Source organism: Bradyrhizobium sp. AZCC 1693 (genome assembly GCF_036924745.1).
In the GTDB taxonomy this organism is placed as follows: Bacteria; Pseudomonadota; Alphaproteobacteria; order Rhizobiales; family Xanthobacteraceae; genus Bradyrhizobium.
The window spans coordinates 1,760,170-1,776,774 of sequence record NZ_JAZHSD010000001.1; the positions used below are offsets into that span (position 1 = coordinate 1,760,170).

13 protein-coding genes and 1 pseudogene are annotated in these 16,605 nt (G+C 61.2%); 8 read left to right on the top strand and 6 right to left on the bottom strand.

Annotated elements, in window-relative coordinates; all coding sequences use genetic code 11:
* Positions 1 to 56: 56 nt before the first annotated feature.
* Positions 57 to 860, top strand: coding sequence for an isocitrate lyase/PEP mutase family protein (locus tag V1293_RS08705; protein ID WP_334508507.1), 804 nt, complete (start codon positions 57 to 59; stop codon positions 858 to 860).
* Positions 861 to 960: 100 nt separating this feature from the next.
* Here the strand turns inward: V1293_RS08705 and V1293_RS08710 are convergent, their stop codons facing one another.
* Both V1293_RS08710 and V1293_RS08715 read right to left on the bottom strand, forming a co-directional pair.
* On the bottom strand, positions 961 to 3,621 hold the full coding sequence (locus V1293_RS08710) for a bifunctional diguanylate cyclase/phosphodiesterase (protein ID WP_442894337.1): 2,661 nt from the start codon (positions 3,619 to 3,621) through the stop codon (positions 961 to 963).
* 152 nt (positions 3,622 to 3,773) lie between these two features.
* Positions 3,774 to 4,301: a hypothetical protein gene (locus V1293_RS08715; protein ID WP_334508511.1), complete on the bottom strand. Its 528-nt coding sequence runs from the start codon at positions 4,299 to 4,301 to the stop codon at positions 3,774 to 3,776.
* A 340-nt stretch (positions 4,302 to 4,641) separates the two neighbouring features.
* Between V1293_RS08715 and V1293_RS08720 the strand changes: the two genes are divergently transcribed.
* Positions 4,642 to 5,208, top strand: a complete 567-nt coding sequence (locus tag V1293_RS08720) for a phosphatase PAP2 family protein (RefSeq protein ID WP_334508513.1) — start codon at positions 4,642 to 4,644, stop codon at positions 5,206 to 5,208.
* A 73-nt stretch (positions 5,209 to 5,281) separates the two neighbouring features.
* Here V1293_RS08720 and V1293_RS08725 read toward each other — a convergent pair whose 3' ends face one another.
* Complete coding sequence (locus V1293_RS08725; protein ID WP_334508515.1) at positions 5,282 to 5,773, bottom strand: YciE/YciF ferroxidase family protein; 492 nt, start codon at positions 5,771 to 5,773, stop codon at positions 5,282 to 5,284.
* Between the two features lie 72 nt (positions 5,774 to 5,845).
* Positions 5,846 to 6,298: a PPC domain-containing DNA-binding protein gene (locus tag V1293_RS08730; protein WP_334508517.1), complete on the bottom strand. Its 453-nt coding sequence runs from the start codon at positions 6,296 to 6,298 to the stop codon at positions 5,846 to 5,848.
* A 210-nt stretch (positions 6,299 to 6,508) separates the two neighbouring features.
* Here V1293_RS08730 and V1293_RS08735 point away from each other — a divergent pair, with 210 nt between their 5' ends.
* Both V1293_RS08735 and V1293_RS08740 read left to right on the top strand, forming a co-directional pair.
* Positions 6,509 to 7,408: a DUF6328 family protein gene (locus tag V1293_RS08735; protein WP_334508519.1), complete on the top strand. Its 900-nt coding sequence runs from the start codon at positions 6,509 to 6,511 to the stop codon at positions 7,406 to 7,408.
* Positions 7,409 to 7,672: 264 nt separating this feature from the next.
* Complete coding sequence (locus tag V1293_RS08740) at positions 7,673 to 7,876, top strand: hypothetical protein (protein WP_334508521.1); 204 nt, start codon at positions 7,673 to 7,675, stop codon at positions 7,874 to 7,876.
* 535 nt (positions 7,877 to 8,411) lie between these two features.
* Here V1293_RS08740 and V1293_RS08745 read toward each other — a convergent pair.
* Positions 8,412 to 8,678: a hypothetical protein gene (locus V1293_RS08745; protein WP_334508524.1), complete on the bottom strand. Its 267-nt coding sequence runs from the start codon at positions 8,676 to 8,678 to the stop codon at positions 8,412 to 8,414.
* A gap of 202 nt (positions 8,679 to 8,880) precedes the next feature.
* On the opposite strand from V1293_RS08745, the gene V1293_RS08750 reads away from it, so the two are divergent.
* The gene (locus V1293_RS08750; protein WP_334508526.1) at positions 8,881 to 10,731 is read left to right on the top strand and encodes an alkaline phosphatase family protein; all 1,851 of its coding nucleotides are present in this window, start codon (positions 8,881 to 8,883) and stop codon (positions 10,729 to 10,731) included.
* A gap of 172 nt (positions 10,732 to 10,903) precedes the next feature.
* Here the strand turns inward: V1293_RS08750 and V1293_RS08755 are convergent, their stop codons facing one another.
* Positions 10,904 to 11,794, bottom strand: a complete 891-nt coding sequence (locus tag V1293_RS08755) for a helix-turn-helix transcriptional regulator (protein WP_334508529.1) — start codon at positions 11,792 to 11,794, stop codon at positions 10,904 to 10,906.
* A gap of 359 nt (positions 11,795 to 12,153) precedes the next feature.
* Between V1293_RS08755 and V1293_RS08760 the strand changes: the two are divergent.
* From V1293_RS08760 to V1293_RS08770, 3 genes and pseudogenes are all read left to right on the top strand, one after another.
* A pseudogene (locus V1293_RS08760) lies at positions 12,154 to 13,804 on the top strand (flavin-containing monooxygenase).
* Between the two features lie 134 nt (positions 13,805 to 13,938).
* Positions 13,939 to 15,132, top strand: a complete 1,194-nt coding sequence (locus V1293_RS08765; RefSeq protein ID WP_334516669.1) for a serine hydrolase domain-containing protein — start codon at positions 13,939 to 13,941, stop codon at positions 15,130 to 15,132.
* A 431-nt stretch (positions 15,133 to 15,563) separates the two neighbouring features.
* The gene (locus V1293_RS08770; RefSeq protein WP_334508532.1) at positions 15,564 to 16,568 is read left to right on the top strand and encodes a Spy/CpxP family protein refolding chaperone; all 1,005 of its coding nucleotides are present in this window, start codon (positions 15,564 to 15,566) and stop codon (positions 16,566 to 16,568) included.
* Positions 16,569 to 16,605 lie beyond the last annotated feature (37 nt).

Consider the following 16,605-nt stretch of genomic DNA (forward strand, 5'->3'; position numbering starts at 1 on the left):
CCAAGGGCCGCGTTAGGTACAACATCTTTCAGTTTCTCTGACCAGGAGTGTGGGCGATGGACGCCAAGACACAGCAGCAATACGCCGAGACGTTTCACGGTCTTCACAAGAAGGGGGATCCGCTCGTCCTGTTCAACGTCTGGGACGTCGCCACCGCCAAGGCCGTCGCGAAGACGTCTCTGGCCATCGCGACCAGTAGCGGGGCGGTCGCGTCCGCTCTCGGGTACGCGGACGGAGAAAATGCCCCGTTTGATATGGTGGCAGATCTGGTATCGCGGATGACTGCTTCTGTGTCGATTCCGGTATCGATCGATCTGGAGGCAGGATATGGCGACACCCCGGACGCCGCCGCGAATTCGGCGACCAAGATCCTGAAAGCCGGCGCCATAGGCATCAATATCGAAGACGGGCTCTCCGGGGGAAAGCGGCAACTCGTCAGTCCCGAGCAGCATGCAGCGAAGATCAGAGCAGTGCGGGACACTGCGCAAAAACTCGGAATTCATCTGTTCATCAATGCGCGAACTGATCCGTTTCTGCTGAAATTCGGATCGCCGGATGAATGCCTGAATGAAGCGGCAAGGCGCGCGAAGGTTTATGCCGATGCCGGCGCTGATGGAATTTTTGTACCCAGCCTCACCGACCTCCCTCTCATCGAGAAGTTCGTTCAACTCACGCCTCTGCCGGTCAACATCATGGTGACGCAAGGTGTTCCCGAAATCCCGGATCTCGCCCGCGTCGGCGTTCGGCGGGTGAGTCTCGGGCCGTGGCCCATGATGGCGGCGATGCGTGTCATTGGACAGGCCGCCGCCGCGGTCGCCGCGAGCAAGCAATACGGCACGTTCCTGCAACCGAATGCCTGAGCGCGGAAATCACCAGCCCAAAGTAGAATGAGTGGAGAGCGCGTCGCCGATCGATGCCGTCTCGTGCAGTTCGCCGGCCAAGTGGATCAGCAGCCGAAGCTCACGCCGCGGCCTCGACGCCGGCCTCCCTCGCGCCGAGCAGCGCGCGGACTTCTTGCGCCGGACGCGCCGCGCTGAACAGATAGCCCTGCATCTGGGTGCATCCGAGATTCTGCACGGTCTCGCGCTGCTGCAGCGTCTCGACGCCTTCCGCTGTCGTGATCATGTTGCGGTCGGCGGCGATGCTCACCACCGCGCGGATGATCGAGGCTGACGACGAATTGCGCGTCACTTCCTTGACGAAGGAGCGATCGATCTTGATCTTGTCGAACGGGAAACGCTGCAGATATTGCAGCGAGGAATAGCCGGTTCCGAAATCGTCGAGCGCGATGTGAACCCCGAGCGCGCGGAGCTGGTTCAGCGTCGCCAGCGCAGCGTCGTCGTCCGCGATCAGGACGGCTTCCGTGATCTCCAGCTCGAGCCGGCGCGGGTCGAGCCCGGTCTCGGAGAGCGCTGCCGCGACCTTCAGCGACAGCGTTTCCGACCGGAACTGGATCGGCGAGACGTTGACGGCGATGCGGACATCGGCCGGCCAGGTCGCAGCTTCCACGCAGGCCGTGTGCAACACCCACTGCCCGATCTCCTCGATCAGGCCGGTTTCCTCGGCGACCGGCACGAAGTCGGCCGGCGAGACCATGCCGCGCACCGGATGCCGCCAGCGCAATAGCGCCTCGCAGCCGGTGATACGATCGCTGCGCAGATCGACCTGCGGCTGATAGTGCAGTTCGAAGGCGCCCTGCGCCAGCGCCGCGCGCAAATCCGCCTCCAGCTCGCGGCGATGATTGGCCTGCTGCTCCATCTCGGGATCGAAGAAGCGATAGGTTCTGCGGCCGGCCGCCTTCGCCGCATACATGGCAAGATCGGCGTTCTTCAGAAGGTCGAACAGATCCGAGCCGTCGCGCGGGGCGATCGCGATGCCGATGCTGGCGTCGCTGGAAAGCTGGTGACCGTGGCAGTCGAACGGCGTGCGCAGCGCCTGATAGATCCGCGCGACCAGGCCGTGAACATCCTCGGCGCTCGCGATGCCGTGCTGAAGGATGGCGAATTCATCCCCGCCAAGGCGGGCGATAAAATCTTCCGGCCCGACCGCCTGCCGCAACCGCTCCGCCACGCCCTTCAGGAACTCGTCGCCGATCAGATGTCCCAGCGTGTCGTTGATGCGCTTGAACTCGTCGATGTCGATATAGAGGATCGCGAATTCGCGCCCCTCGGTTTCCAGCAGCAACCCTTCCGCATGGCGCTGGAACAGCGAACGGTTCGGCAGATTGGTCAGCGCGTCGTAATGGGCGAGATGCTCGATCCTGGCCTGGTCGCGCCGCCCTTCGGTGACGTCTTCCAATGTCGTGGCCCAGCCGCCGTCCGGCGACCGCTTGAAGATCAGCCGGATCGTGCGCCCGTCGGGCGTCGAGGTTATCGTGTCCTGCACGAGGCTGCCGTTGGGATCGAGAAACCGGGCGCAATAGGCATCGACATCGCCGACAAAGGAGCCGCGCTCCTGACGGTGCCGGATCAGGTTGCTCAGATGGCAGCCGGGTTTAACCACGTCGGGCGAGAGGCCGAACATGTCGATATATTGCCGGTTGCAGATCACGAGGCGCCCCGAGGAATCGAACAGCAGCAGGCCCTGCGTCATGTTGTTGATGGCGGTGTCGAGATGCCGGCTCTTCTCTGACAGCTTGCGCTGCGCGGCGGCATGCTGGTGGCGTAGCTGGCGCACGATCAGGATGACCATGCCGATCACGATCAAGACCGCCAGGGCTGCGGCGAAAAATTGCAGCTTGGTCTGCGCCCGCCAGTCGGCAAGCGCGGTCTCCGTCCTGGTGGTCGCGACGATCAGGATCGGAAAGTGCACCAGCGACTTGACCGCGCCGACCTTGTCCTCGGTCAGCCTCTCGCTGGTAAACCGTCCGTATATACTGCCGTCCATCGCCAGCGCGCGCTGAAACGACGGCGTATTGGCGACGTTCAGGCCGATCAGCGTGTCGTCCTTGGGATAGCGGGCGATGATGGTGCCGTCGCGATGGATCATCGAAATCGCGGTGCCGGCGTCCAGCGCCAGCGAAGCAACGAAATCCTCGAAATGGGAAGGCTCAACGCCGCGGACGGCAATGCCGATGATCTCGCCGTTGCGGCCGATGATCTTGCGTGCAAACACCGTTGTCCAGACTTTGGTGACCCTGCTCACGACCGGCTCGACGATCACGTCAGGCGTCGACGTTCCCGACATGAACTGCTTGAAATAGCCCCGGTCGACGACGCTCGCATCCGGCACCGGCCACATCTCGGAAGAATTGACCAGCGAACCGCTGGCGCTCCACAGGTTCAGCGCGCCGACATGGGGCAGCACGGCAAGCTTCGTGCGCAGCATCTCATGCGCGCTCAGCGTCGACATCTTTCTTTCGAACTCGTCCGCCGTATGGACCCCATCGGCCCGTAGCTGCGACACGACATCCTCATGCACGTGCTGGAGATCGCTAAGTTGCTGGTCGAAATGCCGCGACAGCAGCAGCGCACTGTTGTTGAGTTCGCGCTCGGCGACTTCCAGCGCCCGCTCGCGATACTGCATCGCGAAATAGCCGGTGCCGAGCATGATCGCGATCACGAGCACCGCGGCACTCAGGATCAGCCACTGGATGGCACTCAGCCTGATCCGCCACGGCATGCCGCCGCCAAACAGCGGCCGGCTCTCCGCGACGATGTCTTGCGATGAATTATTCAGCATTCCGCTGCCCCCACAGGCGCTTGTTGTAGGGAACACAAACCAAAAAGGGCGTTAGCAAAATGAGTTATCGCGAGGTTAAGGCGGCCCCGAAATCAGGCGCTTTCCGCCAGTTCAGCTTCCTTGAGGCTGCATTCGATCAGCGCCCCGCCGATCGTGAACTCCGAGAACGGCGACAGCTCGGTCGCGGCCAGCAGTGGCGCGAAGAACTGCGAATCCCCGGGGCTCTTCAGAAAGAAGCGGATGTGGCTGGCAGTCATCGTATCTCTCGACAGCCATACGATGCCGGAGAACAGCGCCACCATCATCTGGGCGTATTGGCCGGCGTCCGCGATCCCCAGTTCGTAGATCGGCGACACCAGGATGAAGCGCGCACGCAAGATGGGGTTCGGAAACTTGCTCATCATCAGGCGGCTGACCTGGCAGGCCGCATGGATCCGCTCGCCGTCGGAAAGGCAGTACAGGCTGGGGTGGTCGCCGTCCCTGGTCAGGCCGTCATAGGCCGTAAAGCTTCCCGTCGAAAAGGTCGAAAAGTCCTCGCCGACGCTTTCGGCGTCCTTCTTCCACTGGCCCTTGATCGACCGCCAGGACCTGTCCGGCTCTTTCATCGGCAGAAGGCGCATGACTAACCAGAGGTTAATGCAAAAGTTGATGCCGGTATTTTATGGGCGGCGGCTAAACGTTTGCTTACGTTAGCGCCCGCCAGGCAAATATTTGTTTGGCCTCGTAAAATTACTACCTTGGCGGGCGTTTTTCGATGGCATTTCCTCGCGGGATCGGCCTCGCTGCAGCCAAGTGAAGCGTGAGGCGCGAACCGACCACAGGAACGATCGGGCCTGATGCGGGTTTTCCGGGATCGACGTTTCCCTCCCCCGCGACGTCGAACTCGAGCCCCGCCAAACATCCCATGAAAATCCTTTGGACGGGGTTGGCGGGGCTCCTTTTATTCCGGTTGAAGGACGGATGATGGCGCTGTTTCGGATACGGCCAACCCAGGCCGACATCGAAATCGCGGAACGGATTTCGGATCACACCTCTCCGGCAGTCGAACAGATGGCCAAGGTCCTTACCTGGGGCGCCGATGAGCACGTGGTTTGCGCGCTCGCCGCTGGCTGGTGGCTCTACTGCAGGCATCGAAGCGCGCACCATCGCACCGGCAGCAACCATATCCTGCTGACGACGGTTGCCGTTACGCTGCTGCCGCATCTGTTGAAGTCGATCTTCGACCAGAAGCGCCCCGACCGTCTGATGGTCCGCGGGCACCTTCGCGGCGTGCCGTTTTCGGGAAGACCTCTCGACGCCTTTCCATCCGGCCATGCCGTCCATGTCGGCGCGCTGGCATCGGCTGCTACGGTGCTGCCGCCCGCGAAACGCAACCTGGCCTGGTCGATCGGCGCGGTCCTGGTCCTGACGCGGATCGTTCTCTTGGCGCACTGGACCAGCGACGTGATCGCCGGCCTTGCGATCGGCGCTGCGGTCGAACGGCTGCTCCGGCGCTGGACCGGTTTCGGATTATCACACCGGGAATAGTCGAAGCTTGCGGTGTGGCCCTGCAGGCAGGGCCAACGGCGCTCGCCACAGCGCCGCCAGCCGGCTTTCGGTCTTAGGCCGCGGCCTCGTAATTGACCTCGGTCTCCGCGATCTTGGTCAGGGTTTCGTCGGTCTTCTTCTCTTCGGCCAGGGTCTGGTCGATCAGCTTCACGGCTTGCGGGTTGTTAAGCTTGGCCGCCCAGGCTTTCAGGGTGCCGTAGCGCGAAATCTCGTAATGCTCGACCGCCTGGGCTGCGGCCAGCAGGCCGGCATCGAGCGCGGGCGTATCAGCATACTCCTCCATGATCTCCTTGCCTTCATCGAGAATGCCCTCGATCGCATCGCACTTCTTGCTGCGCGCGGCCTTGCCGAGCAACTCGAATATCTGTTCCAGCCGCTCGACGTGCCCCTCGGTCTCGTCGTGGTGCTTTTCGAACGCCGACCGCAGCTTATCCGAATTCGCCGCCTTCGCCATTTTCGGCAGCGCCTTCAGGATCTGCTTTTCGGCGTAGTAGATGTCCTTGAGCGTATCGAGAAATAGTTCGTTGAGGTCTTTCTCAGCCATGTCGTCCTCCATTGTTGGCGGGCGGACAACATTGAATCGAGCGGAATGGTTCCTAAAGCCGCGCGCGACGCTTTAGCTGCGCGCCGTCGCAAGATCAATTAGCGCAATCCCGAGGTCCGCCCGCTTCCTTCGTCGAAGCATTGCCGGGACTTCGGTCAAGACCACTTCGAGCGTCGGCCTCACCATGCCTGCCAGCAGATGGCCGCCGCGGGTCGAACCGTCGGCGAGCCCCAGCACGATGTGGACATGAAGGCTCGGCTTGTCGTCATCGCCGACGGCTATGTCTCCGATTGCACTGAGCACTTCGCATTGCTCATTGACCTCGATCTTGCGGTAGCTCTTCGAGGCGATGTCGAACCAGCCGACGGTGGCCCGCTCGAAGGCGCCGATTGCGGTCAGGGAGGCCGCGGAAATCCCTGCTTCATTGGCGAAGCGGGTGAGCGCTGCAAACGCCTCCTCGCCCGAATCCAAAATGATGACGTGAACCCGCGCCTCCTCGTCGGCGCCGATGCGTTGGCTCTTCATGGGTAACCTCGCAATTGCCGTTCGGGCGGTACCACGTATGCAACTCAACGGTTGCGCCCGCCTCTTTTGAGTTGGTCGCGCAGCACTCCCGGTCAATCGGCGTCGGCAGACATCGTTCCAAGCGGTCTGAATCAAGCCCCCTCGCGGTGCCGCAGGCGCGACGGTTTGGAACTCCGCTATCCGAGGGAAGTTCACTTGGCGGAGATGGCGATGGATGTCGAAAGCCGCCTGAAGACTGCGCTCGATGAATCAAGGCTCCTGATCCTTGGAGCCCAGGTGCTGTTCGGATTCCAGTTCGAGGCCGTCTTCCAGGAGCGCTTCCCTTACGTCTCCGACACCGCCCGGCATATGCATGGTGCGGGGCTTGCGATGATGTTGATCAGCATCAGCCTCCTGATTGCCCCTTCCCTGTTTCATCAGATCATCTTCGCCGGAGACAGCCGGGTTGGAGCGATCGCAACGGCGACGAGGCTGGCAGGCATCAGCCTGCTGCCGCTGACCGTCGGATTGGGCATCTCGGCCTTCGTGGCCCTCGAACACCTTTTCGGCCGCACCTTCGCTATCGCTGCCGGCGCCTCATTCACCGCCGTCGGCCTGGCGCTGCTTTACGGGCTCGGTTTTGCGCTGAGACGGGATCGGAAAAACCAGATGCAGGAAATATCCAACAAGACCTCGCTGAAATCCAAGATCGAGCAGATGCTGACGGAGGCCCGGGTCATCATTCCGGGCGGCCAGGCCCTGCTCGGATTTCAATTTATCGCCACCTTGACGAAGGCGTTCAACGAGCTGCCTGACCTGTTCAAATATGTGCATTGTGCCGCGCTATGTGCGGTAGCGCTGGCCGTCATTCTCTTGATGACGCCTGCGGCGGTTCACCGCTTGGGCTTTCAAGGTGAAGACGATCCGGAATTCTTCAACATCGGATCTCGTCTTGTGATCGCCGCCTCGATACCATTGGCCATAGGCATCGCGGCTGACGTCGCAGTGGTGTTCTTCAAGACCACCGACGATACGGTCACAGCGCTGAGCGCCGGTTCGATTGCGCTGGTCGCGTTGCTTGCGTTCTGGCTGGTTTATCCGCTCTGGCACCGCGCTCGCTTTTCAGGATAAAGCAGCTGAAAGCGAATTTTGCAGTTGGAACGCCATGTTACGCTTTCGGGAACGCGAGGCGTAGCTGAAACCTCACATCCGTGTCTATCATCGGAGCAACGGGTTCTGGCCGGGTGAAGTAGCCGCCGGCGTGGTTGGCGGCGCCAGCCCTGGCGCTATGCCGCGAAGCGGGCTTAGCGCCGCTGCGCTGCTTTGATTCCACCTGCTTTTTGGATCAAAAAACAGCGCGCCGCGTTGAGTCATCTAACCGAAGCCGAGAACCAGATGATTAGAAATCGCACCTTCGAGCGTCGAGAGACGACTCCGGCCGAGCGCGAAGCCCGCAAGGCGTTCAGGGAGGTTATCCCCGGAAAGGCCATGACTGATTACGCAAAGGCGCAGAAATCCTTCCATGAAAATCGTGAGCGCCTGAAGGCAGAGCGGCTGGCCCGAGAGGCAAAAGCGAGGGCCCGATCATCTTCCGATTGATGATTTAGTCGACGCGCATTCGCGGTTGCCTAATTTTCCCGATTTTCCGATTCCTGTGTAACTTTGTGCACAGACCGCGCGAGCGAATGTTGGTCTGGTGTCCGCATTATCGACCCTTGAAATATATTCGCGATCAGCCCGGCATTCGTGTCGGGTTTTTTCGTGTCGTCCTGATTCCTGTTTTCCGTCGGCCATCGGGACGGACGGCTTGGTTGGAATTGATAGTGGCCTGTTTTGAATTACGAGCGCATAAAGTGGAATGGCCGAATCTCATCACCGATCGTGTCAGTGCGGCGCGGTTTACAACCGAACGGAATCCATGGCCTCCGGACGCCAGATAAGCAGCTTCGAATGCTTGCTGTGCGGTACGACCATGGAAAACTGGAATACGGCTTGGGTGCCCTCTTACCGCTTGGTCGCGGGGCCGGCCGTGATGACCGAGAAAGCCGCGCCAGAATCTCCGGCCAAAGGCTAACGCCCCAGTTCGCGGACCTCTAATTTATTCCAGGTCCGCGCATCGGCTACTTTGAACGACCTAACCCTTTTTCTTTTTTCCAGGCGGGTCGCCGCCGCGGTCGACTCGGCTCACGCGCTGGGCACGCTCCTTGTCCCGCGGCTGCTCTTGTCCGCGTTCGTCGCGGACGATGCCTTGGTCATGGCCGCCCTGGTCATGGTGACCGCGTCCCGGCGCGGTCGCTTCTCGTTGCTGCGCTTTGCCCTCTTCCACCAGCAGCTCATCGCCGAGCATTTGGCCGATGATCTGTTTGGTCTGGGCTTCGGCCTTCTGTTGGAACTTGCTCATGGCTGGCCTCCTGGCAAGGAGAACGGCGCCGGAGCCCCGATGTTTCCTGCAATAAGGCCTAAACCTTTGACCGAACGCGGCTGCTTGTATCTCGACGCCGCTCTTGAGGCCGGTTCCACACAATGTAACAATCCTGTCGCAGAGCGAAACTAAACGGGAGCCACGGCGGATCGCCGGAACCGCTGCCTGTGGGGAGAACCTGATGCGCCGCACAATTGTATTGCTGTCCGCCAGCCTGATCACATTTGCCGCAGGCTCGGCGTCCGCGCAAAACGCCAATCCGCGTAACCTGATCCTGTTCGTGCCGGACGGCCTGCGCGGGCGCATCGTGACGTCCCAGACCGCGCCTGCGATGGCCGAGGTGCGCGACAAGGGCGTCAATTTCAAGAACTCGCATTCGCTGTTTCCGACCTTCACCATGGCGAACGGCTCGGCGATGGCCAGCGGCCATTACCTCGGCGATACCGGCACCTTCAGCAACACGATCTATACCGGCCGTCCCATCGCCCACTCCAACAACACCGTGACGCCGTTCCTCGAGGTCAACCCCGTCCTGCTCGAAGTCGACGAGCATTTCGGCGGCGACTACCTGAATGAAGAAACGCTTTTGAAGATGGCGCGCGAGAAGGGCTACAGCACCGCCGCCATCGGCAAGCACGGCCCCACCTTCATCTTCGACCATACCGACAAGGTCGGAACGGCCGGATTGCATTCGGTCATCATCGACGACGCCACCGGCAGCAAGAACGGCGTTCCGCTCTCGGAGGAAATGAAGGAGGCGCTGACCAAGGCCAACCTGCCGCAGGCGACACCTTCACGTGGCGAAAACGGCAAGGCCGGCGACGCCAAGACGCCGGGCACGACGAGCGCCAATGTCGCCCAGCAGGCCTACATGGCCGACGTCGCCTCCAAGGTCGTGCTGCCGATGTTCAAGGCGCGCAACAAGCCGTTCGTGCTGGTGTTCTGGTCGCGCGACCCCGACGGCAGCCAGCACAACACCGGCGACAGCCTGAATACCATCACCCCCGGTATCAACGGCCCGACCTCGATGGCCGGCATCAAGAACGCGGACAACAATCTGGCGCAGCTACGCAAGGCGCTGGACGAACTCGGCCTCGCCGCGTCGACCAACATCATCGTCTCCTCCGACCATGGTTTCTCGACGATCTCGAAGGAGAGCAAGACCAGCCCGGCGGCAACGATCTCCTACGAAGACACGCCGAAGGATTTCCTCCCCATGGGCTTCGTTGCCATCGATCTGGCGAAGGCGCTGAACCTGCCGCTGTTCGACCCCAACGACAAGAACGCCCGCGTCGCCGACAATGCCCATCCCAAGGCAGGCAACGGCCTGTTGGGCAAAGACCCGGCGAAACCCGATCTCGTGGTCGCAACCAACGGCGGATCGGACCTGATCTATATCCCCAGCAAGGAGCGCAAGCTCGCTGACCGCACCATCAAGGCGCTGCTGGAGCAGGATTACGTCAGCGGCATCTTCGTCGATGACGAGTTCGGAAATTTCCCCGGCACGCTGCCGATGTCGCAGCTTGGCCTCAAGGGCAAGGCGGTCGTGCCGCACCCGTCGATCGTGGTCAACTTCCGCTCCTGGTCGTCAGGGTGCGACGAGCCGACCAATTGCTCGGTGCAGATCGCCGACACCGTGCTGCGCCAGGGCCAGGGCATGCATGGCAGCTTCAGCCGCGGCGATACCTTGAATTTTACGGCGGCGATCGGGCCCGACTTCAAATCGGGCTATGTCGACGCCCTCCCCGTCAGCAACGCCGACGTCGGCGCCACCGCAGCGAAGATCATGGGGCTCACGCAAAAAGCAAAAGGCAAGCTGATCGGCCGCGTCATGACCGAAGCGATGCCCAATGGCGCAACGCCGACAGCCCATGCCGGCACCGTGAGGTCGAAACCGTCAGCGAACGGCCAGCGCACCGTGCTGAACTTCCAGCGCGTCGGCTCGCAGCGCTATTTCGACGCGGCGGGTTTCCCCGGCCGCACCCTCGGGCTGGATGCGGAAGGCGGCAAACAAAAGACCGCGGGGAAGTAATCGCGGCAGAATGCAGGGTGGACAAAAGCCAACGGGCCGCGCGAATGCGCGCCCAGCGACGAGCGCAATTGCGCTCGCACAGTGATGACAGGCTCCGCGTGCCCACCGGTGAGAATGACGCTCTTCGATGGATGGTGGGCACGGCGCAAGCGCGCCTTTGCCTACCACGCATCTAAGCGCCGCAGTTATCTTTGCGATATTCGGCCGGCGTGATGTTCATGTACCGGCGAAAGACCCGGTTGAGATGGCTCTGATCGGAAAAGCCGCTCAGAAGCGCGATTTCCTTGAGCGCCAGGCGATCTTTGCGCAGATGCCGGCACGCACGTTCCACCTTGCGTTTCAAGACATAGGCATGCGGCCGGGTTCCGTAATGCGATTGGAATTTGCGCGCAAACTGAACCGGCGTGCAGTTGCAGATATTGGCCAATTCCTCGAGCGTGATATTCCGGAAGATGTTTTGTTCGATGTAATCCTCGATCAGCCGCGCATGGGCCGGCCTGAAGCGCCCCTGCGAGCGTGGCATTTTGAACTGGACGGAGGCGTATTTTCGCAGGATGTGCACGCTGGCCTGAAGCGCCAGCGCATCATAACAGAGCCGCCCGCCCGGACCTCCCGCGGCCACCTCCTGAATCATTTGATCGCTGATCCAGGCCAATACCGGATCTTCCGCCCGCACCAAATCATGGAGTTCAACGCGCTCCGCGTCGCGGTCGAAAGCCTCGCTTGCCGTCTTCATCATGAGCGCCGGCGAGATATAGAAATGAGACACTTCGATATCGTGTCGCCAGACCCAATTCGAAGGCTCCGCGCGCGTTAGCAATGTCGTCACGCCCCGGCCGACGTGATCCTGCTTCCATGGGCCGGTTACGCGGCGGTTCATGGATGTCGCGCCTTCCCGATAATTGACGATCAGGAAGTTCTCCGACGGGGGCACCGAGATGTCGGATGGGGCGTAGCGGAACACCCGCATTCGAAATTCCGGCATTCCCGTCGCCACGCTGTCCAAGTTGAGGTCGCCACCGGCGTATTGCGGGAGCTCCTCCACCGTGATCAACCGGCCCATCGCGCAACCTCCCGCGTCTGGAATTCGTGGGGGCGGTTGACCGCTCTATATTCTTTCGCCAGACGGCAGCCCGCGAGCATAAGGCCGTTTCGCAATTTGCCAAGGGCCAATGCGGAACACAGTGCAATGCCACCATTTTCGTTCAAAAGAATGCGCAATTCATCCAAGCCGGGAACGCCGGACGGCGACTAGCTTCCTCGTCCGACACGGCTAACAGCACGGGCAAGCCAGAAGAGACGCAGCAGCGAGCGTCCAGCCGCCTGTTCTGCCGTGAACGATACCACGATGTGCGCGCCGTCCGTCTCACGACGGACGAACGAAGTCGCATGTCTTCAAACAAACGCCAAATGGAGGGAAGCATGACCCAAGCAGCAGCAGAGTCAAAAAGAGGCAACGGGGCGCAGAAGACGGCGAGCTTCGATGCCGTGGTCGTCGGAGCCGGTGTCGCCGGGCTTTATCAACTGTATCTTCTGCGCGAGCAGGGATTAAACGTCAGAGTGATCGAAGCCGCCTCCGGCGTCGGCGGCACGTGGTACTGGAACCGATACCCTGGCGCGCGTTTCGATTCGGAGGCCTATATTTATCAGTACCTGTTCTCCGAACAGCTCTACAAAGGATGGAGTTGGAGCGAGAAATTCCCGGGCCAGCCCGAAATCGAGCGTTGGCTGAATTACGTCGCCGACCAGCTCGACCTCCGCAAGGATATTCAGTTCAATACGACCGTCGAGCGCGCGCATTTCGACGAGGCGACGAAGCGTTGGACGGTCGTAACCGACAAGGGTGAAACGATCCACGCCCAGTTCCTGATCACCTGCTGCGGCATGCTCTCGGCACCGCTGACATCGAGGTTTCCGGGCCAAGAGACGTTCAAGGGTCAGCTATTCCATACGGCGCGCTGGCCAAAAGAGGGCGTCAATTTTGCCGGCAAGCGCGTCGGCGTGGTGGGCAACGGGGCGACCGGCATTCAGGTCATCCAGACGATCGCCGCCGACGCGGGTCATCTGAAGGTCTTCATCCGCACGCCGCAATACATCATCCCGATGAAAAAACCCCAAATACACTACCGCTGATGTCGATGCCTACAAGGCGAAATTCCAGTTCTTCGCCAAGCAGCTACCCAGTACGTTCACCGGCTTCGAGTATGATTTCGAACATGCCTGGGCCGATCTCACGCCCGCTCGACGCCGCGAGGTGCTGGAAGACTGCTGGAACGACGGTTCTCTGAAGCTGTGGCTCGCCTCCTTCGGCGAGATGTTCTTCGACGAGGAGATCAACCGGCAAATATCTGAATTCGTGCGCGAGAAGATGCGTGAGCGGCTGCAGGATCCGAAGCTGTGCGAACTACTCATTCCGGCCGCAACCGACTACGGCTTCGGAACGCACCGCGTGCCGCTGGAACAGAACTTCCTGGAAACCTTCCATCGTCCCAATGTCGAGATCGTCAGCGTCAAGGACAATCCGATCGAGCGCGTGACCCCTGACGGCGTACAGACGGCGGACGGGACGGTCCACAAGCTCGATGTCATCATTCTGGCAACCGGGTTCGACGCCGGAACAGGCGCGCTGACGCGCATCGACATCCGCGGTCGCGATGGCAGGGCATTGAAGGATGATTGGAGCGCGGATATCCGCACCACCATGGGTCTGCAGATTCATGGCTATCCGAACCTGTTCACGACGGCCGTGCCGCTCGCGCCGTCGGCCGCCTTGTGCAACATGACGACCTGCCTCCAGAAGCAGGTCGAGTGGATCGACAACTGCATCAAGTACATGCGCAGCAGAAATCTGGAAGTCATCGAGCCGACAAAGGATGCGGAAGACCAATGGGTGGCGCATCACGACGAGACCGCCAATGCGACACTCATCGCCAAAACCAACTCCTGGTATCTCGGCTCGAATGTCGAGGGCAAGCCGCGCCGGGTGCTGTCCTACACCGGCGGCGTAGGTACCTATCACGGCAAATGCGACGAGGTCGCAGCAAGCGGCTACCGCGGCTTCGCCATGCATTGAGAGCGGCGCCGCCAGGCTTCGTAACAAGCCTCGTGACAACGATCCTGTCGCACGCGACCGCAGCCGTCGCGTGCGACCGAACGCAAGCTCCAGGCAGCGATCGAAAGCATTCATCACATAAAGGGAGGAAGACAATGAGCACTGGTTTCAATGCGTCGGCAAACGCCGTTCTCGATGGGGTCGTTGCGTCAAACCCGCGCGTCCCCGGCGTGGTCGCAATGGTCACAGACCGTCATCGCAATATCTACGAAGGCGCGGCCGGCAAGCGTTGTCTCGATCAGCCGGCCGAAATGACGACGGACAGCGTTTTCGCCATCTTCTCGACGACCAAAGCGATCACCGGCACGGCGATTCTGCAGCTCGTCGAACAGGGCAAGCTCGATCTCGATGCGCCGGCCAAGGTCTACGCCCCCGACATCGGCAAGCTGCAGGTGATCGAGGGCTTCGACGCCAAGGGCGAACCGAAATTACGCCCCCCGAAGCGCGACGTGACCACGCGCATGCTGATGGTTCACACCGCCGGCTTTGGTTATGATTTCTTCAGTCATACCTATAATCGCCTGGCGCAGGAGAAGGGTCAGCCCAGCGTCATCACGTCTTCCAAGGCGTCGCTGATGACCCCGCTTCTGTTTGATCCGGGCGACAAATGGGAATACGGAACCAATCTCGACTGGTGCGGTCAAATCGTCGAGGCCATCACCGGAAAGCGGCTCGGCGAGGTGTTCAAGACGCGCATTTTCGAACCCCTCGGAATGAATGACACGAGCTTCGACCTCACGGATGCGATGCGCAGCAAGCTCGCCGGGGTTCATGCAAGAGGCGCCGATGGCTCGCTCACGCCAATGGACTTCGAGCTTCCCGCCAATCCCCAAGTTCACATGGGCGGCCATGGCCTTTACGCCACCGTCGGCGATTACATGCGCTTCATCCGCATGTGGCTCAACGATGGTGCGGGCGACAATGGCCGGGTGCTAAAGCCCGAGACCGTGCGCATGGCGGCGCAGAACCATCTGGGCGACAAAAAGGTGACGGCGCTTCCGGGAGTCATTCCCTCGCTGTCCAATGACGCGGAGTTCTTCCCGGGCCAGTCGAAGTCCTGGGCGCTGACGTTCATGATCAACGACGAACAGGCCCCGACGGGACGTCCGGCCGGTGCTCTCGGTTGGGCCGGCCTCGCCAATCTCTTCTACTGGATCGATCGGGCGAATGGGTTCGGTGGATTCTGGGCCACACAAATTCTGCCCTTCGGCGATCCGGCTTCGTTCGTCGGTTACATGAACTTCGAAACGGCGTTTTACGACAGCCTGAAGCTACGAAAGGCGGGCTAGAATTCGTTGGGAGCTTTCGCTCTCTGGAGCGGCCTCCCGCTTCCGGGATCGAAGTCGGACGTTTTGCGACTTCGATCGCCGCGGAGTCGCACCCGCCTCAGCACCGCTGGCTTTCAGCGCGATGCCTTGGTCTGCATGGCAAATGCAGGGAACTTTCGGTTCCTCTCGGCGTCATCTAAAGTGACGCGATAAGGCTTGGCGCGGGAGGGTGCATGTCGAGGACCCGCATTGGAATTGCTGTTGTCGTTCTGGCAACCCTGCTGTCGAGTCCGGCCCTGGCCAGGGTGCGTCTTGGCATTGGTCCCCTTGGGGTCGCGAGATTCGCAGTAACCCGCGTATTGTCACTGGGGGGACTACATCACGGTCGTGCTCTTGCTCGTCACGGCCAAATCCGAACGACCTCCCTCAGATCGCAAAACGTGCGCAACGCCATGGATTCCGGGCTTGGCAACCCGGCGGTGCGCAGGCAAATTGTCGCGGCTGCAGCGCTGGCGGGCTGGCAGGGCGGTCACATCGCGAAGGGGTGGTGGCGACACGGCGACGGCGGATATGGATGGGTCGGGCCGCTGTTTTGGCCATTCGCCATTTACGACATCTACGACTACACCATCCGGGGTGACGGCATCGGCTTCTGGGACTACGGTTATCCTGACATCTATGCCGCGATCTTTGCGCCTTACGGCCATAATGATCTCGCCGCCTATACGGGACCGAGCCCACACGGCCCAAGACATCGCAGAGTCCCTCCACTGCAGCAGCTCTGCGGCGATGACAGCCGCGAAATTGCCGGCCTCCCCATCAATCAGATTCAGCAGGCGATACAGCCGAATGAGGCGCAGCGCGCCGCTTTGGACGATCTTGCCAACGCATGGATCTCGGCCGCCCAGATGATTCGGGCGTCGTGTCTGACGCAGACGGCGTTCACAGCACCGGACCGATTGGCCGTCATGCACCAGCGCATCGGGGTGATGATCGAGGCAGTGTTAGCCGTGCGGCAGCCGCTGGGGAAATTCTATGACCTGCTGGAAGACGAACAGGAAGCACGGCTCAATGCACTCGCCGAGGATCGACGCAAGACGTCCGCCGCATATCGGGCCACGGAAGCGCCTGCCCAAGGTTGCGGCGCGGCGCAACCAGCCGTGTTGCAATGGCCGGCGGACGAGATCGAGGCCAGGCTACACCCGAACGACACTCAACGCGCGGCTCTTAAAGTGCTGCAGGACGCCAATGCCAGGGCTGTCGACATCCTGACTGCCGAATGCCAGCCGAAAGACGCGATCACATCACCCGCTCGCCTTGACGCAGTGGACGGGCGGCTCGTTGACATGCAGCAAGCGATCTATCTGGTGAGCGCCGCGCTCGAGGCCTTCTATGCTACGCTAAGCGACGAGCAGAAGGCGCAGTTCGAGGCAATCGGTCAAAAACGAACGGCGTAATTTCCCGATCGGTTGCCATCGCTGAGCCACAGCCCGA